This window comes from Vibrio ziniensis (genome assembly GCF_011064285.1).
Lineage (GTDB): Bacteria > Pseudomonadota > Gammaproteobacteria > Enterobacterales > Vibrionaceae > Vibrio > Vibrio ziniensis.
This window is the reverse complement of sequence record NZ_CP049331.1, coordinates 1,710,328-1,732,905: the sequence shown is the minus strand read 5'-3', so window position 1 is coordinate 1,732,905 and position 22,578 is coordinate 1,710,328. Positions and strand designations below refer to the sequence as shown.

21 protein-coding genes are annotated in these 22,578 nt (G+C 41.2%); 11 read left to right on the top strand and 10 right to left on the bottom strand.

The window, feature by feature from the left end:
• Window positions 1-25 precede the first annotated feature (25 nt).
• On the top strand, window positions 26-1,573 hold the full coding sequence (locus tag G5S32_RS07945; protein ID WP_425509209.1) for an arylsulfatase: 1,548 nt from the start codon (window positions 26-28) through the stop codon (window positions 1,571-1,573).
• A 73-nt stretch (window positions 1,574-1,646) separates the two neighbouring features.
• On the opposite strand, the gene G5S32_RS07940 is transcribed toward G5S32_RS07945, so the two are convergent.
• The 3 genes from G5S32_RS07940 to G5S32_RS07930 all read right to left on the bottom strand — a co-directional run bounded on the left by G5S32_RS07940 (window position 1,647) and on the right by G5S32_RS07930 (window position 2,832).
• Window positions 1,647-1,988: a DMT family transporter gene (locus tag G5S32_RS07940; RefSeq protein ID WP_165311500.1), complete on the bottom strand. Its 342-nt coding sequence runs from the start codon at window positions 1,986-1,988 to the stop codon at window positions 1,647-1,649.
• A 148-nt stretch (window positions 1,989-2,136) separates the two neighbouring features.
• Window positions 2,137-2,340, bottom strand: a complete 204-nt coding sequence (gene nqrM / locus G5S32_RS07935) for a (Na+)-NQR maturation NqrM (RefSeq protein ID WP_165311499.1) — start codon at window positions 2,338-2,340, stop codon at window positions 2,137-2,139.
• Window positions 2,341-2,355: 15 nt separating this feature from the next.
• Window positions 2,356-2,832 (bottom strand): NifB/NifX family molybdenum-iron cluster-binding protein, encoded by a 477-nt coding sequence (locus G5S32_RS07930; RefSeq protein WP_165311498.1) that lies wholly within the window; start codon window positions 2,830-2,832, stop codon window positions 2,356-2,358.
• Between the two features lie 514 nt (window positions 2,833-3,346).
• Between G5S32_RS07930 and mglB the strand changes: the two genes are divergently transcribed.
• From mglB to mglC, 3 genes are all read left to right on the top strand, one after another.
• Window positions 3,347-4,321 (top strand): galactose/glucose ABC transporter substrate-binding protein MglB, encoded by a 975-nt coding sequence (mglB, locus tag G5S32_RS07925; RefSeq protein ID WP_165311497.1) that lies wholly within the window; start codon window positions 3,347-3,349, stop codon window positions 4,319-4,321.
• 122 nt (window positions 4,322-4,443) lie between these two features.
• Window positions 4,444-5,952, top strand: coding sequence for a galactose/methyl galactoside ABC transporter ATP-binding protein MglA (gene mglA, locus G5S32_RS07920; RefSeq protein WP_165311496.1), 1,509 nt, complete (start codon window positions 4,444-4,446; stop codon window positions 5,950-5,952).
• Between the two features lie 10 nt (window positions 5,953-5,962).
• The gene (mglC, locus tag G5S32_RS07915; RefSeq protein WP_165311495.1) at window positions 5,963-6,970 is read left to right on the top strand and encodes a galactose/methyl galactoside ABC transporter permease MglC; all 1,008 of its coding nucleotides are present in this window, start codon (window positions 5,963-5,965) and stop codon (window positions 6,968-6,970) included.
• Window positions 6,971-7,088: 118 nt separating this feature from the next.
• On the opposite strand, the gene G5S32_RS07910 is transcribed toward mglC, so the two are convergent.
• The 5 genes from G5S32_RS07910 to G5S32_RS07890 form a co-directional block, all read right to left on the bottom strand.
• Window positions 7,089-8,729, bottom strand: coding sequence for a phosphoethanolamine transferase (locus tag G5S32_RS07910; RefSeq protein ID WP_165311494.1), 1,641 nt, complete (start codon window positions 8,727-8,729; stop codon window positions 7,089-7,091).
• Between the two features lie 4 nt (window positions 8,730-8,733).
• Entirely contained in the window at window positions 8,734-9,090 is a 357-nt protein-coding gene (locus G5S32_RS07905) for a diacylglycerol kinase (RefSeq protein WP_165311493.1), read from the bottom strand.
• 193 nt (window positions 9,091-9,283) lie between these two features.
• Window positions 9,284-10,810 carry a tripartite tricarboxylate transporter permease gene (locus tag G5S32_RS07900; protein ID WP_165311492.1) on the bottom strand — a complete coding sequence of 509 codons (1,527 nt, stop codon included), beginning with the start codon at window positions 10,808-10,810 and terminating at the stop codon, window positions 9,284-9,286.
• A gap of 9 nt (window positions 10,811-10,819) precedes the next feature.
• Complete coding sequence (locus tag G5S32_RS07895; RefSeq protein WP_165311491.1) at window positions 10,820-11,317, bottom strand: tripartite tricarboxylate transporter TctB family protein; 498 nt, start codon at window positions 11,315-11,317, stop codon at window positions 10,820-10,822.
• Between the two features lie 187 nt (window positions 11,318-11,504).
• On the bottom strand, window positions 11,505-12,476 hold the full coding sequence (locus G5S32_RS07890) for a tripartite tricarboxylate transporter substrate binding protein (RefSeq protein ID WP_165311490.1): 972 nt from the start codon (window positions 12,474-12,476) through the stop codon (window positions 11,505-11,507).
• A gap of 353 nt (window positions 12,477-12,829) precedes the next feature.
• On the opposite strand from G5S32_RS07890, the gene cobU reads away from it, so the two are divergent.
• The 3 genes from cobU to G5S32_RS07875 all read left to right on the top strand — a co-directional run bounded on the left by cobU (window position 12,830) and on the right by G5S32_RS07875 (window position 17,232).
• Window positions 12,830-13,387 carry a bifunctional adenosylcobinamide kinase/adenosylcobinamide-phosphate guanylyltransferase gene (cobU, locus tag G5S32_RS07885; RefSeq protein WP_165311489.1) on the top strand — a complete coding sequence of 186 codons (558 nt, stop codon included), beginning with the start codon at window positions 12,830-12,832 and terminating at the stop codon, window positions 13,385-13,387.
• Window positions 13,388-13,398: 11 nt separating this feature from the next.
• Entirely contained in the window at window positions 13,399-14,013 is a 615-nt protein-coding gene (gene cobC / locus G5S32_RS07880; protein WP_165311488.1) for an alpha-ribazole phosphatase family protein, read from the top strand.
• Window positions 14,014-14,142: 129 nt separating this feature from the next.
• The gene (locus G5S32_RS07875; RefSeq protein WP_165311487.1) at window positions 14,143-17,232 is read left to right on the top strand and encodes a beta-galactosidase; all 3,090 of its coding nucleotides are present in this window, start codon (window positions 14,143-14,145) and stop codon (window positions 17,230-17,232) included.
• Window positions 17,233-17,332: 100 nt separating this feature from the next.
• Here G5S32_RS07875 and G5S32_RS07870 read toward each other — a convergent pair whose 3' ends face one another.
• A complete protein-coding gene (locus tag G5S32_RS07870) occupies window positions 17,333-18,301 on the bottom strand; it encodes an integron integrase (RefSeq protein ID WP_165311486.1) in 969 nt (322 codons plus the stop codon).
• Window positions 18,302-18,571: 270 nt separating this feature from the next.
• Between G5S32_RS07870 and G5S32_RS07865 the strand changes: the two genes are divergently transcribed.
• The 3 genes from G5S32_RS07865 to G5S32_RS07850 all read left to right on the top strand — a co-directional run bounded on the left by G5S32_RS07865 (window position 18,572) and on the right by G5S32_RS07850 (window position 20,433).
• Window positions 18,572-19,081 (top strand): HNH endonuclease, encoded by a 510-nt coding sequence (locus tag G5S32_RS07865; RefSeq protein WP_165311485.1) that lies wholly within the window; start codon window positions 18,572-18,574, stop codon window positions 19,079-19,081.
• Between the two features lie 167 nt (window positions 19,082-19,248).
• Window positions 19,249-19,686 (top strand): excinuclease, encoded by a 438-nt coding sequence (locus G5S32_RS07860; protein WP_165311484.1) that lies wholly within the window; start codon window positions 19,249-19,251, stop codon window positions 19,684-19,686.
• A gap of 141 nt (window positions 19,687-19,827) precedes the next feature.
• Window positions 19,828-20,433, top strand: coding sequence for a DUF922 domain-containing protein (locus G5S32_RS07850; RefSeq protein ID WP_165311483.1), 606 nt, complete (start codon window positions 19,828-19,830; stop codon window positions 20,431-20,433).
• 179 nt (window positions 20,434-20,612) lie between these two features.
• Here the strand turns inward: G5S32_RS07850 and G5S32_RS07845 are convergent, their stop codons facing one another.
• Window positions 20,613-20,945 carry a PBPRA1643 family SWIM/SEC-C metal-binding motif protein gene (locus G5S32_RS07845; protein ID WP_165311482.1) on the bottom strand — a complete coding sequence of 111 codons (333 nt, stop codon included), beginning with the start codon at window positions 20,943-20,945 and terminating at the stop codon, window positions 20,613-20,615.
• A 643-nt stretch (window positions 20,946-21,588) separates the two neighbouring features.
• On the opposite strand from G5S32_RS07845, the gene G5S32_RS07840 reads away from it, so the two are divergent.
• The gene (locus tag G5S32_RS07840; RefSeq protein WP_165311481.1) at window positions 21,589-21,900 is read left to right on the top strand and encodes an acyltransferase family protein; all 312 of its coding nucleotides are present in this window, start codon (window positions 21,589-21,591) and stop codon (window positions 21,898-21,900) included.
• Window positions 21,901-22,578: the final 678 nt, after the last annotated feature.

The window sequence follows — 22,578 nt, the reverse complement described above, 5'->3', positions numbered from 1 at the left end:
GCGTCTTACACCCCTTGCATCCGCAATGTGTGCACTGCTGCCCGTAGCAGCAATGGCAAAGTCTGACCAACCGAACATTGTGGTTATTTTTGGTGACGACATTGGTTGGCAGAACGTAAGTGCATACGGCATGGGTACCATGGGGTATACCACTCCCAACATAGATAGTATTGCAAACGAAGGTATTAAATTTACCGACCACTATGCTCAGCCTAGTTCAACCGCGGGAAGAGCAGCTTTTATTACTGGTCAGTATCCAATTCGCTCCGGTATGACTACGGTAGCGATGCCTGGGGGTGCACTAGGTATTAAGAAAGAATCACCGTCTTTGGCGGAGGTACTTAAAAAAGCCGGCTATGCGACAGGTCAATTTGGTAAAAACCACTTAGGTGACCATAACTTTGCATTGCCAACAGTCCACGGCTTCGATGAATTTTTTGGCAACTTATATCATCTAAATACTCAAGAAGAGCATGAGCAACGCGACTATCAAAATTTTGCAAAAGCTTATTCTGGCTCAGTAGAAGAGTATCAAAAGAAATTTGGTACACGTGGTGTTCTACACTGTTACGCAACAGACAAAGCGGATAAAACGGTTGATCCTCGTTTTGGCGAAGTCGGTAAGCAAAAATGTGAAGATACCGGTCCATTAGGTCAAGAGCGGATGAAAGATTTTGACCGCGCAGAAATGCTACCAGCGGCGCTGAACTTCATCGATAAAGCGATGAAAGATGACAAGCCTTTCTTCACGTGGATAAACACCAGTCGCATGCATCTCTACACTCGTCTTAATGATGAATGGCGATACGCCGCAGAGAAATACACCAGCGAATACGATTACTATGGCAGCGGTATGTTACAGCATGACGCCGACATAGGGTTCTTGCTTGAAGAGCTGAAAAAACGCGGCGTTAAAGATAACACCATTATTCTCTATACAACGGATAACGGTCCTGAGCATTCGTCTTGGCCTCATGGTGGTACAACGCCATTCCGTGGGGAAAAGATGACCACTTATGAAGGTGGTGTCCGTGTTCCTACAATGGTGAGTTGGCCTGGTAAAATACCTGCTGGACAAGTTCTCAACGGCATTCAAGGGCATCAAGATTTGTTTGTTACTCTCGCTGATGCTGCTGGTGTAAAAGATGTCAAAGAGCAAATGTTGAAACAGAAGAAACAGTATATTGACGGTGTTGATAACCTCGATTATTGGATGGGTAAGTCTGATCATTCTGCTCGAAACTCAATTCTTTATTACTTTGAAGGGAAATTGTCGGCAGTACGTGTTGGACCTTGGAAGTTCCATTTTGCGACAGCAGAAAACTATTATGACAACCTTAAAACTCTTGCTAAACCAAGGTTGTTTAACTTAAGAGCTGATCCATACGAAAGCTACGACAGTATTGATGCGTATGGGCACTTGGTTCAAAAAATGTCTTGGTTGTTGGCTCCGGTACAAGAAATCGTTAAAGAGCATGTTCAGTCATTGGTTGAATATCCACCAACCCAAGGTGGCTCGACATTTGATATGGCAGAAACCATAGAAAAAGCGATGAAACAGACACAACAATAGTCTGAATAACAAGTTGAAAAGCTCATGGGGATTCTCATGAGCTTTTCTTTTTGGCAATTAATGTGAACCGAAATCAATGCGTCACTGATTGAGAAAAAACATTAATAATAATGGTACCAATTAGGATAAAGCTCATACCAGTAATGGCGTAAATATCGAGTTTCTGCCCATAGACTAGCCACGAAATACTCGCAACGAGCACAATACCTACACCACACCAGATCGCATAAGCAATACCTAACGACATGGTTTGCACTGTAATCGAAAGAAAATAAAAGGCGAGGGCATAAGCAATCAGCACTCCTGCAGTAATAGTCAAAGACGTGAACTGATTTGTTTTGGGCAAGTAAGAAGTAGCAACAACTTCTAGCAAAATCGCAATCAGCAGTGTGGCAAGTGGAGGCAGAGCAAGCATAGTAATTCCATTGAAATGAGTCTTCGAATTACCCGATAGTATAAAACCAATGTTGCTGTTTTCTGAACGTAACTAAATGAACGAATACTAAAAAGTAACAACCCGTCGTTAAGTTAACCGTGGGTTGACTTACACACTTTGTTGACCACTAATCCTTTGAATTTGGCTCTTCTATGCTATATAGCTTTTTCTGGTGCTCGTCACATTGAGTTTCACAGTTGCACACCTTGTCGACGCCTACGTTCGATAACCCACCACAACTTCCTTGTATTGGTTTTCTTTTCGCCATTACACCAAGTGTCATCAATACGATAAATAGGATAAAAGCACCAAAGGTAATCAAATAAATCATGGTGGTTATCTCCGTTCAACGATCAATACCGTAGATTCTTTGTAGTTTACTTAGTGTTTTAGGACTAAGTTGGTTCATTCGAACTGCAAGCTTGTTTTCCAATTGAGCATGTTTGTTTTTACAACATTGATGGTCTTTGTGCTGCTTGTTCACAGACGGCCTAGCAAAACTAATATCAGTAACAGGTACAAGCTTAGAGAAGTCTAAAGTGGTGACTTCAGCTCCTCTAATTATAGTGAAAACCTTTATGCCCTGATGGAAAAGACTGGATAGCATGGCCTCTCCGATGTTTTTAACAATAACTGCATCGACTTTCTGTTGTGACAGAAGAGACATGATCTGAGTTTTTTTACCACATGTACTATTAATTTTAGGTTGTAAGACCTCAATTGTCTCATGCTGTCCCGTTACATCATCAATGACCAGTAATTGAGGTGATTTTGAATAATGATTAAACAGTTTTCCATTGCAGATAGGAATCGCGTATTTCATTGCCTTGTCCTTGTAATGACTTGAGGATGTTAAGTAACCCACATATTCACAAGGTGTCACGTTTTCACTAAATTTGACGCGTGAGGTGGGTGAGGGAATAAAATAATGAACCTATAAATAGCATATGCCAATAACATAAAATGAAATATAAATATTCAAAATTTATTCATTTACGGGTATAACAATGAACTGAGCAATGTTATTCATTTGGAATGGCATTTCTTAACTCTTTTGATTCATATATGAACTAAATTCCATCGAAATGTGATCTGTAGTACCCTGAAAACGCGAAATAGCTCTCGCTGTTACACTATGTTACGTACGAGGTCTGTTTTTGCATGTGGTCTCAAACAATTTAAACAAATAGTTACAATTGTAAATTAGCGCTAACAAAATCCTATCTGGCTCACACAATTCATCCTGTTAATCAATATACTTCAATGCGTAAACGTTTTCATTGGAATGGTAAACGTTTCCCTACACGTATATTAATAAAGACAAATAGGACACTTACATGAGAAAGCTAACTGCACTTGCTATGCTTACTGCTGGTATGGGTTTCGCTACACAAACTCTTGCTGATACCACTTTGGGTTTCACTATCTATAAATACGATGACAACTTCATGTCTGTTGTTCGCCAAGCTATCGAAAAAGAAGCTGCTGGCGATAAAGATGTTCGTCTTCTAATGAACGACTCTCAAAACAGCCAATCAATGCAAAACGACCAAGTTGACGTTATGCTGGCTCGTGGTGTTCAAGCGCTTGCTATCAACCTTGTGGACCCTGCTGCTGCACCTTCTATCATCAGCAAAGCGAAAATTGATGACGTTCCAGTTGTTTTCTATAACAAAGAACCAAGTGCAGCTGCGCTTGCAAGTTACGACAAAGCTTACTACGTAGGTACTGACTCTAAAGAGTCTGGTGTTATCCAAGGTGACCTAATTGCCCAACATTGGAAAGCAAACAAATCTTGGGACAAAAACGGTGATGGCGTACTTCAATATGTAATGTTGAAAGGTGAACCTGGTCACCCAGACGCAGAAGCTCGTACTACTTATTCTGTTAAGCAAATCAATGCGAACGGCATTAAGACTCAAGAATTGCACATGGATACCGGTATGTGGGATACCGCAATGGCTAAAGATAAAATGGATGCATGGTTATCTGGCCCTAATGGTAGCAAAATCGAAGTTGTTATCGCAAACAACGACGGTATGGCAATGGGTGCAATCGAAGCACTACGTGGCGCTGGTCAAAAAATCCCAGTATTCGGTGTTGACGCTCTAGCAGAAGCTCTAGCTCTAGTTAAGTCTGGCGAAATGGCTGGTACTGTACTAAACGATGCAACTTCACAAGCTAAAGCAACATTCGAATTAGCTCGTAACCTCGCGGAAGGTAAAAAGGCAACTGAAGGTACTCAGTGGGAAATGAACGGTAAAGTTGTTCGCGTTCCTTACGTAGGTGTTGATAAATCAACTCTAGAGTAATAACTGTAATATAGGGGGCTAAGCCCCCTATATTTACCCGTTAATATCTTAATTAGTATTTATTAATTGATAGCTATTAATTGATATTTATTGGTTTCAAATTTAAAAAATTAAGTGATGCCATGGTAGATACAACACATGAATTCCTGTTAGAAATGACAGGGGTGAGTAAATCATTTCCAGGTGTAAAGGCATTAGATAAAGTTAATTTAAAAGTTCGACCTCACTCAATTCACGCATTAATGGGTGAAAACGGAGCGGGTAAATCGACGCTATTAAAATGTCTATTTGGAATTTACGAAAAAGATGAAGGTGATATTATTTTCTTAGGAAAACATATTAACTTCTCCTCTTCTAAAGAAGCATTGGAATCTGGCGTTTCCATGGTTCACCAAGAATTAAACCAAGTTAAGCAATGTTCAGTAATGGATAATATTTGGCTTGGTCGCTATCCAAAGAAAGGTTTATTTGTAGACCACGACAAAATGTATCGTGATACAAAAGCTATTTTCGAAGAGCTAGATATTAATATCGATCCACGAGTTAAAGTTGCGACTTTATCCGTGTCTCAAATGCAGATGTTAGAAATTGCTAAAGCGTTCTCTTACGATGCAAAAATAGTGATCATGGACGAGCCAACTTCTTCTCTAACTGAAAAAGAAGTAAATCACTTATTTACCATTATCAATAAGCTAAAGAATAAAGGCTGTGGTGTGGTATATATCTCTCACAAAATGGAAGAGATATTTGCTATCTGTGATGAAATAACCATTCTACGAGATGGTCAATGGGTGGATACTCGCCCACTGAAAGGTCTTGATATGGATAAGATCATCGCAATGATGGTTGGTCGAGAATTAACTCACCGTTTCCCTGAAAAGACTAACGTTCCTAAAGAAGTCATCTTAGAAGTTAAGAACCTAACAGCTCTAAACCAACCTTCAATTCAAGATATTTCGTTTGAACTAAGAGCGGGTGAAATTCTAGGTGTAGCAGGTCTTGTGGGTTCACGTCGTACAGATATCGTTGAAACCATCTTCGGTATTCGTGAAAGAAGCGAAGGGCACATTATTCTTCATGGTCGCGAAATGAAAAACCGCGATGCACATGAAGCGATTGGTAATGGTTTCGCTCTAGTAACTGAAGAACGTCGCTCAACAGGTATTTACGGCAACCTTGATATTACTTTCAACTCATTAGTTGCAAACGTCGATGAGTATAAAACCAAATCGGGTTTATTAAGTAATAAAAAGATGAAGAGTGATACTCAATGGGTAATTGATTCGATGAGTGTAAAAACACCAACGCATCAAACTCAAATCGGCTCACTCTCAGGTGGTAACCAACAAAAAGTTATTATTGGGCGCTGGTTGTTAACCCAGCCAGAAATATTAATGTTGGATGAGCCAACTCGTGGTATCGACGTGGGTGCTAAATTTGAAATTTACCAATTAATGTTGGAACTCGCGAAGAAAAATAAAGGAATCATTATGATTTCCTCTGAAATGCCAGAGTTATTAGGTACTACCGATCGAATTTTAGTAATGAGTAACGGCCGCGCAGCGGGAATCGTGAATACTAAAGAAACCACTCAGACTGAAATATTAGAGCTAGCCTCTCGTTACCTCTAGGGAAAATATTATGGATGCTGTTAAGTCATTTGCATTAAAGCACTTAAAAGAAGGTGCAATTTACGCGGTTCTGTTTATTTTATTAGCGGTTATCGTTATTCAAGAACCATCATTTTTAAGCTTACGAAATTTAAGTAACATTTTAACTCAGTCATCAGTTCGCGTAATTATCGCACTTGGTGTTGCGGGTCTTATCGTCACACAAGGTACGGACTTATCTGCAGGTCGTCAGGTAGGTTTGGCTGCGGTTATCTCAGCAACCTTGCTACAGTCTATTGAAAACGTTAACAAAGTATTCCCAAGCATTGGTGAAGTGCCAATCGTTGCCGTTATCCTTTGTGTATGTTTAATCGGTGCAATCATCGGTCTGGTGAACGGCGTTATCGTTGCTTACATGAAAGTAACTCCTTTCATCGCGACACTAGGCACAATGATCATCGTTTACGGTATCAACTCACTTTACTACGACGCAGTTGGTGCATCACCAATCGCAGGCTTCGACGAGCGCTTCACAGCATTCACCCAAGGTTTTATTCGAATAGGTGGGTTCCGATTCTCGTATATAACCTTCTACGCTATTATCGCTGTGATATTCATGTGGATTCTTTGGAACAAGACTGTATTCGGCAAAAACATTTTCGCTGTAGGTGGTAACCCAGAAGCTGCAAAAGTATCAGGTGTTAACGTACCAATGACTCTACTAAAAGTGTACGCACTTTCAGGTGTCTTCTATGCCTTCGGTGGTATGTTGGAAGCGGGTCGTATCGGTAGTGCAACCAATAACTTAGGTTTCTTATACGAACTTGATGCAATCGCAGCTTGTGTGGTAGGTGGTGTGTCATTCGCGGGTGGTGTTGGTAGTATCGCAGGCGTTGTAACGGGTGTTCTAATCTTTACCGTTATCAACTACGGTATGACATACATCGGTGTTAGCCCTTACTGGCAGTACATCATCAAAGGTTCAATCATCGTATTCGCGGTAGCATTGGACTCAATGAAGTACGCAAACAAGAAATAAGATCTATATTAAAGTTGTTCTTAGCGCTGCCTCGGCAGCGCTTTTTATTTGCGGTATAAAAAAGCGCCCAGTTAGGGCGCAAATATCACACAGTGAATTGTGAAAACATCAATAACGATTAAGAACGACAGCTAGCGAATAAATCCATATCTGGGTTGTAGGCTTTTGTGTTGACATCCATGATGCCAAGTAGCGAATGGAACACGTTATCCTGTGAGTACTGACGATTTGTAGCGTGGTTCTCAAGACAATTTGCTTGTAGATGTTTCTCTTGCTTAAAACCGTCGGAGAACCAAACGATAAGTGGGACATGAGTTTGGTTGTTCGGAGCCAGTCCGTAAGGCATACCGTGTAAGAACATGCCGTTTTCACCCAGAGATTCACCGTGGTCGGAGATATACACAAGGGCTGTGTTGTATTTGTCTTGTAGTGCTTGTAGTTTGTCGATGGTTTGAGCTACCACATAATCTGTGTAGGCAATGGTATTGTCGTAACTATTGACGATTTGTTCAACACTACAGTTTTCGATATCACTGCGTGGGCAATCTGGTTGGAATGTGCCCATGTTTTTTGGATAACGTTGAAAATAGGTCGGGCCATGGCTTCCGATGAGGTGCATAACCATCATGCGGTTGCCTTGTAACGCGTCAACTTTTTGGTCAAAGTTTTCCAACATTGCCATGTCATAACAAGTTTCACCGTTACACATATCATCAACGCGTTTACGGTTGATTTCCGTTTTCTTGATACGTTTAGCCACTTCTTTGTCGCCACCATCGTTGTCTTGCCAAGCAACGTCGACACCTGCATGGCTGAGAATATCTAGTACGTTGTCTTGATTGTCTGCGATATCACGATTGAAGTTGCTTTTATCCATAGCAGAAAACATACAAGGCACCGAAACCGCAGTAGCAGTACCACATGAGCTCACATCCTTAAACGAAATGACATCTAAGTTACGAGTGTAAGGATTGGTAGGGCGCTCATAACCATTGAGTTCATAGTTGTATGAACGAGCAGTTTCACCTAACAGGAAAACAAATAGTGTTGGTTTAGTTTCTGCTGAAGCTAGCGCTTTGGGAGACTGTTTAGCATCCAAACCCAGTTCTTTATATACGATAGGTTTAGCGAAATATTTCTGTTTAACAAATTTACTTGTGCTGTAAACAAATTCGGTTGGGATGATGAGCTTTTTCAGATAGCTATTATTACGTCCAACCGATGAATAATCTTGGTAGTAAAGCATAGCGATGACGCCAATCACAACAAGTGATGCAGCCATTGATCCTAGCTTTCTTAGAGTGAAGTTAATCCAAGAACTGGGCTTTTGAATTTTGGTCAACGCTAACATTACCGCAGGAACCAGACCGAGTACTACGACCCAACCGATTGAGTAAAAGCTTAAGTAAGAACCTGCTTCGCTCGAGTCTGTTTCAACAATATTGGTGATCATGTCAGTATCAAACAGTGTTCCATAATTAAAACTCGCATAACTGACAAAGCTAGAAACAATAATCAAAACGATAAAGATTGGTTTAGTGATGTATGGCCAACTGAACAGATTAAAAAGCAAGTTCAAAGCAGCTGCAAAAAAGAAAGGCAATGAAATAATGAAGCCGATTTTCACGCTATCAAGTTTATCGAAAATGTCTGCCAGGGTTGCATATACAGGCAGATTCATCAGTAAAGCGAAAAATGTAGCCAGTACGAGAGTCACGCCGGCATAAGAAAGTGAGAAATTTGGTTTAATCAGTTTCATAGTGTTACACCAAAATAATTAGCCAAGTAAAAGCTGCGAATGCTAGAGCAACAAACACTGCTGCTGAGCCGATGTCTTTCGCTCTCCCGCTGAGTTCATGCTTTTCACTACCGATTCGGTCAACCACCGCTTCAATGGCTGAGTTAAGCAGTTCCGCTAGTAAAACCAGTGTTAAAGAACCCACCATAGCGATGCGTTCTAAGTTGGTGACAGGAAGAAAAAAGAGACTGATGGTGAGAAGCGCGGAAGCAACCAGTTCCTGACGGAAGGCTGCTTCGTTTATCCATGCGGCTTGTAAACCTTTCATGGAATAGCCTGTCGCAAAAATTATGCGTTGAATGCCTGTTCTGCCTGGTTTCACAATAAATACCTTTAGAGAATGTGTTTCTATGCAGGTGATACTACGAGGGCAAGTGTGAAAATTATGTCGACAGAAAATAGAAAACTCATTCTTAAGTTTATTTATATCGAAAACAAAAAAGCCTAGTGAAGACACTAGGCTTTGATGTTTACGGTTCTTTTTTACGACTAATGGTTTTTATTACTAATGTGCTTTATTGCACTTTAGCCGTTTGTGGTCGACGAAGCTTATTCGCAATCACAGCTAGCAGTGGGCTGACAAGCACTAGCACTGAAATAACCGTGAAGGTTAGAGTGATAGGGCGTTCCCACAAGAAGCTAATTTCACCATCGGAGATCATCAATGCACGGCGCAAGTTCTCTTCCATCAAACCACCTAAGATAAACCCAAGTAGTAGCGGCGCTAATGGGAAGTTAGCTAGACGTAGGGCAATCGCTCCCATTGCGATGAGAATCATAATGAACACGTCCATGGTGTTGAACGAAACCAGATACACACCTGTGATTGAGAAGAACAAAATCATAGGTAGAAGCACTGTTCTTGGTACAGCCAACAACTTAGAAATGTAAGGGATCAATGGCAAATTCAGAATAAGCAAAACAATGTTGCCCACATACATTGAAATGATTACTGACCAGAACACATCTGGATGTTCAACAAACAGTCTAGGCCCTGGTTGAATACCGTAAGCGATCAATGCACCAAGCATAATCGCCGTCGTACCTGAGCCCGGAATACCAAGCGTTAGTAGCGGAACAAACGAACCACTTGAAGCTGCGTTGTTTGCAGATTCTGGTGCGACTAGACCACGAAGTGAACCTTTACCAAATTCGTCACGTTTGTGTTTTGGTGCAATGTTACGCTCCATACCGTAGCTTAGGAACGCAGCAATCGTTGCTCCTGCTCCCGGCAAAACACCAGTAAAGAAACCGAGTAGAGAAGAGCGTAGTGCAACAGGCGCAGCTTCACGGACTTCTTCTTTGGTTACTTTCATACTGCCGATATTGGCAAGTTTGTCGTTTTCTTCATTTCTCGTATCAAGTTCTGGCTTCAAAATGCCCATTAATGTTTCGCCAAGCGCGAACGTTGCCATAGCAAGCAGCAGGAAGCTAAAGCCATCCATTAAGTCAGTTAAACCGAAAGTAAAACGCTCTACACCGATACCTTTGTCGATACCTACGGTTGATAGCATCAAACCAAGAATGGTCATCATCCACGCTTTAATCACTTGCCCTTTACCTGCGAAGGCAGCAACAGCGGATAGACCCATCAGCATCAATGCGAAGTAGTCGGATGATTGGAAGCTAAGTGATACTTTTGCTAAAGCTGGCGCGGCTACAAGCAGCATGATGGCTGATAAAGTGCCACCAGTGAAAGAAGCGTAAGCGGCCAATGCTAATGCTTTACCTGCTTGACCTTTTTGCGCCATAGGGTAGCCGTCAAACGCAGTTACCACAGTGGCAGAACAGCCGGGCGCGTTAATCAGGATTGACGATGTTGAGCCGCCAAAAATCGCGCCGTAATAAACACCCGCCATCAAAATAAGGCCTGAAGAAGGTTCTAAGCCATATGTAATAGGTATCATCAAGGCGATGGCAGAAATCGGGCCTAAACCCGGCAACATCCCAATAAATGTACCGACAAAACAACCGACGATAACCATCAACAAGTTAAATGGCATTACGGCGGTAGAGAGTCCTTGTAAAATTCCGTCTAACATAATCCGTTCCTACCAAATAGTGAAAATAAGTCCGGGCTCTAGGTAAACATCCAGCCCTTTGGTTAATAGCAAATAGAAAGCAATGACAAACGGGAAAGATGCGCCCAAAAGCACAGACTTACGGCGCTCGCCCAGCAAATAGAATCCAGCTAACAGGAAGAAAGCCGTTGCCAGTACGAAGCCTAAATAGGTGAGCCCGATGCCGTACAGTGTCATTAGTAACAAAAAGCCAATCAGCAGTTTCCAGTTGAAATCCAACACCGCACCACTTTTCTTATCTGGTTGCCCCATCACCAGCAGAAGCAGTGATAGACCAACACCAATGTAGGTCAAAATGATGGGTAATGTTTTGGCGCTGAAAGGTTCATCTTCATCGCCGGGAAACATAGGTATCAGCGACGTTTGATACCCATAGCAAAGGCACAGCACGAGAAAAATCATTGCGCCTACACGGTCACGGCACAGTAAGGATTCTTTGCTGAATAAATTCGTTGGCGATTCCGACATATCCAACTCCATGTTCTACAAATTAAAGGGAAAGAAAACCGTAATTGAGCAAGGTAATGAAGGTCATTAACCAAGAGTAAGTCATTCGCTGCTAGTCGAATGTCCAACCAATAAACAAAGGAGTAATAAGCACACTCAATTACGGGTAAAAGATTTGGGGCAAGCGCTACTTACCCCAAAGGAGAGATTATTTCAGGAAGCCTAGTTCGCGCATTAAGTCACCCATTTGCTTTTCTTGATCTTCTAAGAACGCAAAGAACTCTTTGTCCGCTTTGTAGGTGTCGATCCAACCATTACGGTCACGAACCACTTTCCATTCATCTGTTGTGTACATCTTGCTTAGAGCAGCATTCCACTCGTCCACTTTCTCTTGGCTAACACCCGGTGCAGCGAAGAAGCCGCGCCAGTTAGCAAATACCGTTGAGTTGTTGTAGTCAGCAAGTGTTGGGATATCAGGAGCAGACTCAAGACGTTTTGGTGAAGTGATAGCCAATACTTTCACCTGACCATTACGCGACATTTCCAGTACTTCACCCAGACCAGTTGAAAGCAGCTGAGTTTCGCCAGAAAGTAGAGCTGCCATTGCTTTACCGCCCGCGTCATACGCTACGTAACGCACTGCTTTAGGGTCTAGTCCTTGACCTTTAAATGCAGCCGCAGCAACTAAGTGGTCCATGCTGCCACGTGCAGAGCCGCCAGCAATTTTTACGTTTTTAGGATCGTTTTTAAAATCAGCAACGACGTCTTCCCATGTGTTGTATTTAGAATCACCAGCTACAACAAGTGCGCCGTAATCCGATACAGTTGCCGCTACAGGTGTTAAATCGCGGAAAGACTGTGGGAACACGCCAGAAAGAGAGCGAACGACGATAGGTGTAGAGTTCACCATCAAGGTGTCTTCTTGACGATCAGCTGTCTCAATAAGGTGAGCAATAGCTTTACCACCGCCGCCACCAGATAGGTTTTGGTACGAAACATTATCGATGAGGTGTGTTTTCATCAGTACATCACCAGTACCACGAGCTGTCATATCCCAACCACCGCCAGCGCCGCCAGGGATCAAGAAATGAATCTTCTCTAGCTCTGCAGCCATACTTGGTAGTGAGAATACGGCTGCAAGAAGCGACGCAGCTAGGGTCGGTTTGATATGTTTTAACATTTTCACGTTCCTTATGTTTCCGCACCATTCCAATACGAACGATGCTTATAGTTATATTTCCCGCGAGTAGGGCAGAAATTGCTTAACGGGTAGTGAAATGTTATGAGAGTGTTAACGATAAGTCTGTAAAGACGAGATAAAAATAATATTGGTTATTGTGGTGATTCTGTTCATAAAGTTCACGGCTTCTTCAAGTGAGACGGAGCTAAACAATCTGGTTATTCATTTCGTTAGCATTCTTTCGTTAGTATTCTCTCACTAGCTTTTTTTCGTAAGACAGTGCGATAACTCACTGTGCTTAATAGCAAATATGTGGCTTAATTCATGGAGTTGGAAATAGTGGAGAACACAACATGGCAGTAAGGTTGTATCTGGGTGGCGCTCGTAGCGGAAAATCGGCTTTTGCAGAACAGCAAGCATTGAGATTGTTAGAAGAAGGCAAACGCATTCACCCTCAAACATGTCTCCATTATGTTGCAACCGCAGAACCATTCGACGATGAAATGAAAGAACGCATTTCACTCCATCAAGCTCGTCGTGATGAGCAGTGGGTTAATCATGAATACCCGGTAGAACTACCAAAAGCGTTACTAGAATTTAAGCAGCATGATGTAGTGTTGGTGGATTGTCTGACGGTTTGGCTAAACAATGTCATTCATTATTTGGGTGATAACGCTGACAGTGAGCAAATCAAGTTTAAACTTAATGAGTTAACGGATGCTCTGTGCCAAACTCAAGCTACTGTGTTGTGTGTTTCAACCGAAGTGGGGCTTGGTATCGTGCCGATGAATGCGCTCACCAGACTCTATGTTGACCATTCAGGGTGGATGAACCAAGCCGTCGCAAGAGTTGCTGATCAAGTCGATTTCGTTGTGGCAGGGTTACCAATGAATCTCAAAGGTGGTCAATAAGGCAGAAGGAAATGACGATGAACCTTTACTTATTAAGGCACGGGAAAACTCAAGGTAAACCAGCATTAAATGGTCATATTGATGTGGCTGTTGATGAGTCAATTCAAAGTTCGATTGCTCATGCGCTTTTGAAGCACTATTCCTTCCACAAAGTTTATTCATCGCCACTGATTCGGTGTCAAAGAGTGGCTGAATTGGTCACAGAGCTTAAACCCGCATTAAAGCTAGTGATTGAACCGCGTTTGAAAGAACAGAACTTCGGTGACTTTGATGGTGTACCCTTTGACGAACTCACGCACGAATGGAAGAGGCTAGAGCAATTCTGGGCCAACCCCGCACAAAACACCCTACCAAACGCAGAGCCTCTGCAACAAGGGTATGCAAGAGTGGTTGAAGCGTGGGAACAAATCATTCAACACTGTGAACAAGACACCTTAATCGTCGCTCATGGTGGACCTATCCGTTACATACTCGCACACATATTAGGCTTGGATTGGCAAAATCCGCAGCTTTACACCACGCTGGCAATAGGTAATCAAAGTATTACTCATATTCAAATCAACAAATTTGAAGAGCAAACATTCTTCAGTATTAAGTCTATTGGTACCCCTCTTATTGAGAAATAGTGCACTACGGATCACGGATTATTTCAGTCCTTCTTATATCAGTTTGAACTTCTATTATAATGAGCTGTAAACGTTTACACAAAGTCATCAGCCAAAATAGCAGGGCTACATAAGTCTGGAATAATAAAAATGAGAACATTTGAACAAGTTATCAGTGCTCGCGAATGGGAAAATCAGCATGTAACACACCATAATGTTGTTGCTGCACACGCACCGCTAAAAGCGTATACCAGTAAAAAAAACGCATTAAATAATCAAGAATCGGACAACCAACTCTCATTGAACGGAGATTGGAAATTCAAGTTATTTGATCGCCCAGAGAACGTTTTAGCGATAACGGTTGAACCTGACTTTGATGATTCTGCCTGGGACAATATTGCAGTACCAAGCAACTGGCAATTACATGGCTATGACAAACCTATTTATACCAATATAAAGTATCCATTTGCAGACAAGCCGCCGTATGTTCCATTCGATAACCCTACAGGTTTGTATCGTCGTTTTTTTGAGGTACCAAAACATTTCGTTGGTATGCGCCAAACGGTTACTTTTGACGGTGTGAACTCAGCGTTTCATCTTTGGTGTAACGGCAAATGGGTGGGGTATTCACAAGATAGCCGTCTAGCAGCAGAATTCGATTTAACCGATTTCTTAGTCGAAGGCGAAAATCAACTTTCAACAATGGTAATGCGCTGGTCTGACGGTTCGTATCTTGAAGACCAAGACATGTGGTGGCTAAGCGGAATTTTTCGCGATGTTACGTTACTCGCAAAACCAAAAGTCTCTATTCAGGATGTACAAATCGTAACTCTCCTAGATGCGTGTTACCGCGATGCTTGGTTGAATGTAACTACCCACCTTAACCAGAAAAACGCAGCTAACCGTGTGGAAGTTGAGTTGTTTGATGCACAAGGTAACTCGGTATTTGGTGTTAAGTCTGCAAATTGTGGACAACGTATCATCGACGAAAAAGGTCCTTGGCTTGAGCGCACAGAACATAACATCTATGTTGAGAATCCACGTAAGTGGAGTGCAGAGTCACCGTACTTATACCGTTGCGTTGTCACTTTGTTCAGTGGTGAAGAACAACTAGATTGCGAAGCATACAATGTAGGCTTCCGATGTGTTGAAATTACCGATGGTTTGCTCAAAGTTAATGGCAAGGCTATTCTGGTTCGTGGTGCCAACCGTCATGAGCATCATCCAGAAACCGGTCATACCATGACACGAGCAACCATGTTGCAAGACATCATGCTTCTTAAACAGCATAACTTTAATGCGGTGCGGACCGCTCACTATCCAAACCATCCATTGTGGTATGAGCTTTGTGATGAATACGGTTTGTATCTGGTTGATGAAGCCAACATTGAAACACATGGACAGTTCCCGATGTGTCGTTTGTCTGATGACACGGCTTGGCTTAATGCATACATGCGACGAATAACCCGTTTGGTTGAGCGTGATAAGAACCATCCCAGCGTTATTATTTGGTCTTTAGGTAATGAGTCAGGTATTGGTGGCAATCACCATGCTATGTATCAATGGACCAAACATCGAGACCCATCACGTCCAATTCAATATGAGGGTGGTGGTTCAAATACAGCAGCGACTGATATCATCGCGCCTATGTATTCACGTGTCGATAAAGATCAAGTGCATCACATCGACCCAACAGTGACACCTAAATATGCATTGAAGAAATGGCTCGGTTTACCGGGTGAGCATCGCCCACTGATTCTGTGTGAATACGCACATGCTATGGGTAACAGTTTGGGTAGCTTTAACAAATACTGGCAAGCTTTCCGTGACTACCCACGTCTACAAGGTGGTTTTATTTGGGACTGGGTTGACCAAGGCATTACAAAAATAGATGAAAACGGCACGAAATACTGGGCATACGGAGGCGATTTTGGTGACGAAATCAATGATCGTCAGTTCTGTATCAATGGTCTAATTTTCCCAGATCGTACTGTGCATCCGACGATACTAGAGGCAAAACACGCACAGCAGTTTTACCAATTTAAATTGCTTGGGACTGAGCCATTAACCATTAAAGTGACCAGCGAAAACCTATTTACCTCTTCAGAGAATGAACAACTTTCGTGGACAATCACAGAAGACGGTTTGGTTATTGAAAGCGGGGAAATGCGTCTAGTTGTCGATGCTGAGCAGTCTCTTGAATTACAACTTATTAGGGCTTTGCCGGAAGCTAAAATCGGTAAATTATATCACTTGAATCTACAGGTCAGTTTGATTGCGGATACTGCGTGGGCACAAGCGGGACATACAACTGCAACGCATCAGTTTGAACTGCCATCATCACAATCACTACTTGTTAAGCGAGTAAAATCAAAAAGTGCTTTGTCTTCAGCCTTATATATTGATAACGCTACAGTAAGCGGTGAAGGTTTTGCTATTCGCTTTAACAAAGAAACGGGTGTGATTGATAGCTGGATTGTGGATGGAGAAGAGAAATTAATCTCAGGACCAAAAGACAACTTCTATCGCGCACCGTTGGATAACGATATCGGTGTGAGTGAAGTTGACCGTGTCGATCCAAACGCATGGTCTGCTCGTTGGGATGCCGCAGGCATTAATGATTTGGATGTTGAATGTATAGACTTGCAACTGTTTGATAAACCGAACCTAGTTGAAGTGGTGACTCAGTTTACGCACAAAACTAGGCATGGTGTATTGATGGCAACAATATGGACATACCACATATCTTCAGATGGATCGGTATCGATTGACGTTGATGCTCGCGTCGCTAAAGGTGTTCCACCATTGGCTCGTGTAGGTATGGAACTCGGGTTACCGCAACAGCAGCAAATGGTTGAATGGTTTGGGCGTGGACCACATGAAAACTACCCAGATCGTTTGGATTCAGCACACATTAGTCGCTACAAAGTAAGTCAAGATGAGATGCATACCGGATACATTTTCCCATCGGAGAACGGTTTGCGTTGCGATGTGAGACAAGCGCAAATTGGCGAATTAAGTGTGCAAGGTGATTTTCATTTCACCGTGAGTCGATTTGCTCAAAACAATATCGCTCAAGCTAAACACACCAATGAGCTGAAAGATAGTGGCATGCTGTTTGTGAGAATTGATGGATTCCACATGGGTGTTGGTGGCGATGATTCATGGACCCCGAGCGTACATGACGAGTTTAAACTTGACCGCGAACGTTACCGTTACCAAGTTGAATTGAAGTTTTAACGCGATGTTATCTGCGCTGACAATTTAGTTGTCAGCGCATTGTTGCTGGAAAGTAATTCTCAGATGTTCTAAACAAAATAAGTATTAATCATTCCACTATTTATAGCCCTAAATTTGACAAAGGGCTTTTTACTCCACTAGCGCCACGATTAAGGACATGTGTGTATATTTGAGTTGTTTTTACGTCTGAATGGCCAAGTTGTTCTTGTACAGTCCGAATATCACAGCCGGATTCTAGTAAATGCGTTGCAAAAGAATGACGAAAAGTGTGGCAGGTGATAGTTTTATGTGTGTTCATTTCATTTGAAACTTTTCTGATTATTTTCTGTAGAGAGCTTTCATGAAGATGATGCCGATACCATTTTGGATCTGTCCCAAATTGACTTAGGTGCAATGAAGGAAATAAAAACTGCCAATCTAAACTCATAGGAGCATACGGGTATTTTTCTGCAAGACGTAAGGGGAGGCTCGTACCTGAATATTCAGGTGTGTTTAAGTCTTGTTGGTGAATTAGGCGAACTCTAGCTATTTGATTATATAGAGGTGTATGAAGCTCTTTGGCCAATGTCACCACTCTACTTTTTCCGCCTTTACCATTCCAAATACGTATAGCTCCATAATCAAAATCAATATCTTTGATCCTAAGACGAACAGTTTCCATCAAACGTAGGCCTGAACCATACATTAGGTGAAATGGTAAACGAGACTGTACTGGTATCATTTCAAAAACGTGCACGACTTCTTTTGTCGTCAACACAACAGGCAATTTCGTGATTTTCGTCGATTTTTGAAATCTCATATCTAAATCAAGAGGCTTCAATAGAAAATCTCGGTATAGAAAGACGAGTGCATTCAAAGTGAGGGCTTGTGTGGCTACCGATGCATTAAGTTTTGCAACTAGGTTTGTTAAATATGCTTCAACTTCTGCCCGCTCCAATTCTTTTGGATGCTGATTGTTATTGAAACGAATGAATTGAACAATCCAGTAACAGTATGCGTGCACAGTTGTTTTGGCGTAATGTCGAGCAAGCATAAATTCGGTTAATTCGTTTAAGAATGGCGACCTCATACTATTTCCTGTGAAAGTAAGTTGCATCTTGCGCTATGAAACCACCATGTGGATATATTAACAGGATTAAGTCCACATTTTGCGATGTGACTTTAAGTAAATAATACAAAACTCATTGTTTTAATTAAGTTAATTGGCTATATGTTTTAACAGTAAGTGACTTATATGGAACAGGTTTTGTGGAATAGTTCCATACAAGAACTGTTATGTATTTAGGCAAAGTTAGGCGACAATAAACAATCAATTCAGCATGTTAAAGTGGAATTTCGTATGGCTCGTAGTAAATCTGACATCTCAAATAGTGCAATTCGTATTTTTCTTCAGGACGTCGGAAAGTTCTATGATGAAGCTAGAGGTTATGAGCCTTTTGGACCAAAGGTTGCGCAGAAAGATGAGCTTTTAGAGTTTTTCGATCACCAATGCTGTTTTTGTGGTGTTGAAATCAACCGAAAGTCTATGTCACAAGATCACTTAATCCCTATGAATAAGACAGCGTTAGGTTTGCATGCGTGGGGTAATGTAGTGCCATGTTGCTCTCCTTGCAATAATCAAAAGCAACAAAAACCATGGAAAGAGTTCATGCTCATCAAGGCTGGGCCGGGCGCTAATGCGAGAATTTCCAAAGTAGAGAGTTTTGTTCAAGCCAAGAAATATGATCCAGCACTTAACCTTCACGAATATGCAGATAACCTTTATGAAGATGTTGGGCAGGTTGCGATGACTTTAATTAACCTAAGATATAAACAAGCTCAAAACGGTATTAGGAAATTGCTTGAGTAAACACATAACAAACGCTTCAAGAGGGATCCGCAACGCGTGGCATTTTTACCATGCGTTGGTTTAAGTGATTAAGGTGGTATGCAGTAGCTCAGGTATTGCGTTGCTCACCCCTTAACAAGGCGTTATGCTTACAATCAAATTTTTATTAACTAAGGTTGTTTAACAATATGAAAAATATAGCAATACTGACACTATCTTCACTAATTCTCTTTTCTTCTTACACTTTTGCTAGAGATGATATTGGCTCATATTCAATAGAAAATGCTCTAAGCTCAGAGGCGGCAAAGAACAAGTTAGGTACAGATGTAAAATTTTACTTCGGAGAGCAGAAATTTCCGAAAGTTGTGGCAGAGTTTGGCGAGTTCAAAACGAACAAAAAGACAAATGCATTTAACAAAACAGATGAAGAGGCGTGTAACTGGGTCTTTTTGTCGGCCATGATAGTACTGAAAGAAAGAGCAATTAAAGAAGGTGGTAACGCGGTAGTTGATATCAAATCCAACTACAAAAACAACCTGACTTCAAGCTCTGACACCTTTCAATGTGGTGCTGGGACAATGGTCGCTGGCGTTGCATTAACGGGTAAAGTCGTGAAGCTAAAGTAAGCATAACAAGGTGTTTAAGAGGGATTCATACCGCGTGGCATTTTTGGCATGCGGTGAGTTCTGGTGATGAAAGTGGTCTACGGAAACTTGGTTTATGCGGCGTTCACCCCTTAACACGGCGTTATATGCTTTAAGGAAATGATGAAAAAATCCGTATTTGTAATACTTTGCTTATTGGTATCCAGCTATGCCTACGCTGATAATGACCTCGTTTTTCCCTTTCGTATAGATTTTAAAATATATAAGGTTGTTGGAGATAGCATTGGTGAAATCGAGACCTCTTTTAATGAAAGCAAACCTGATTTTCTTAAAAAGAACGGTTTTGATGGTTATACGTCATGGAACTATGATTTCCACACAAATGATGATACTTGTGAAATTTACGACTTTAGTTTGCGCGTTACCTATACGTTGCCCCAAATTGAAATTTCGACCATTACACCTGAATCAGCAGAAGAGTTTCGCTCATATACAGAGAAACTTTACCGCCATGAACAAGTTCATTGTGCTCTTACTGTAAAATCGGTACGTGATATATTTCTCGCTTTTAAATCTGGTCAGCATGGAAATTGCGCTGAAGCTAATCATAGAGTTATCGAGCTAGAAAATGAGTTAGAAGAAAATAATGAGCTTTTTGATGTTTATACATCACATGGTGAAATAGAGTTAACCGAGTCTCTTTTCGGTGAAGAAGGCTATTTGAACATATGTGAAATACCATTTGATCCTATTTCACCACGCATATAACAAGGCGCTCAAGTCGGACTGCAAACCTGTGGCGGTTTTCGTTCAATTGGCTAGTGTGTTTAAGGTGGTTTTTTTAGGTTTAGTGGTGTTTGCTGCCACTTAGCTTCGTTATACCATTTTAACTTAGGCTTTAGTTTAAAAGCCGTCAGAAAACGGCTTCTAATGTAATTACCGAAAGCTTAAGCACAGCACTTTTTATACTTTTTCCCACTTCCGCAAATGCACGGATCATTACGGTTTGGTGTTTTGTCAAAGGTAATAGTTTTAGGCTTATGTAATAATGTATCAAGTTCAATAATGTTTTCTGGTTGCTTTGAGTCTATGACAATATTGGCCACTATAGAGTGCTCAGAAAGCAATGCTTCAATTTCGGCTTTACGATCCTCGGTTGGAACGACAACATTGATAGGAGCTTCTTCAGTGCCTGCTTTCACATCACGCTTTACGTTGTAGCCTGAAATGACGTGGTTTTGTCGAGCATCGATTCGACCTTTAAAAAATAGTTTGGACATTTGAAACTCACTGGTGATTGGTGTGGTGTAATTTGGGCACGATTATACGGGACTATGGCAATTGATAAAGGAGTTCCTACAATGTACATCAATCAGATCAAGGTATAACAAACGCCTTTAAGCTGGATTCCAACGCTTGGCGCTCTTAGTTCAATTTGGTAGCGGTGTTTATGATGGTAAGGTTTGGGTTCTTTTTTGCCTAGAAACTTGGAAGTTCACTATTATTAAGTGACGTCTAAGAGGGAAGGTATTCAATATGGATAGTTTCGAGTCGAAAGGTGAGTTATTACGTAATCATGCCAAAGATCTAGTTGTTGAGTTGATGCAAAGTCATCCCGATTGTTCCCAAAATTGTTGTGGAATGAAGCAGGCAGAGATTTTCAGGCGTTGTGGGTTTGGGTGGAGAAGAAAACATAAGGCAACCTCATTGCTGCAACAATTTTGGTTAGTAGCTTTGTCACGTCAACTTGTGCAAGAAGGTGTAGTTGCTCAGGTCATGGAGTCTGGTCCCTGGAGACTTAGCTAGCTCAAAGTGCGAGCACATAACAAACGTTTAAGACGGATTCGCAACGCTCGGCATTTTTGCTTTGCGTTGATTTTAGTGATTAAGCGGGCGCTAGGCATCACTGAGGGGTTATACTGGATGAAAAAACAACGAAACCTGAATTATGACTTAATTAGGTTATTAGGGTTATTAACCATAATGATTGCTCATGCGTCACCACCTGGTTGGTTATTTCAACTAAGGAACTTCGGAACCCCGTTATTAGTAGTTGGTTCTGGTCTTACATATGCGTTAATTTTTTCATCAAGATCAATTGATGTTAAGAAATTTTATTCTAAGCGCTTTAAAAGGTTGATAATTCCTGCTTGGATATTTCTAACATTTTTCTTTGTTTTTTTTCTTGGTGTGTCTGAATTGATTGATGAAAAATATCTCTTTAATTTTAAATAAATACTTTTCTCTTATCTGTTTATGGGTGGAATTGGTTTTGTTTGGGTTTTCAAGATTTATTTAATGTTGGCCCTGATAACGCCTTTAGCAGTGCATTTAAATAATATGGTTAAAAATAATCGATTATATTTTTGTGGTTTGGCAGTTATGTATTTCATCTATGAGCTATTAAATCACTTGATGAGGTTTTATTTTTACGGTCCAATAGAAAGATTATTTAACGATGTTGTTTTTATTATATTACCATATTCAATACTGTATTTATTTTCTTTTAGAATGGCTAGGTTGACAAGAAGGAACTTGCTTGTTTGTTCTTTGTCTTCGTTTATCCTATTCTTTACGTTGGCTTATCTAAAGTACTTTGAAACAGGCTCATTCGTAGCAACTCAAAACTTCAAATATCCACCAACAATTTATTATCTTTCGTACGCCTTTTTTGCATTGACTATGGTTTACCTTGTAGTTTCCAAGGTAAATATCGCAAATAAACATATGGTAAATGCGATATCTTGGCTTTCATCAAATTCTCTATGGATTTACTTGTGGCATATTTTTGCATTTTATGCATGGAATTATTTAGCGCAAAACCCAGCGGGAAACATGGCTCTTTTCCTCATTAAAACAGTTTTTTTGTTTGGTTCTGGTATTGTTCTTACAATGTTCCAAAATAAAGTTGTT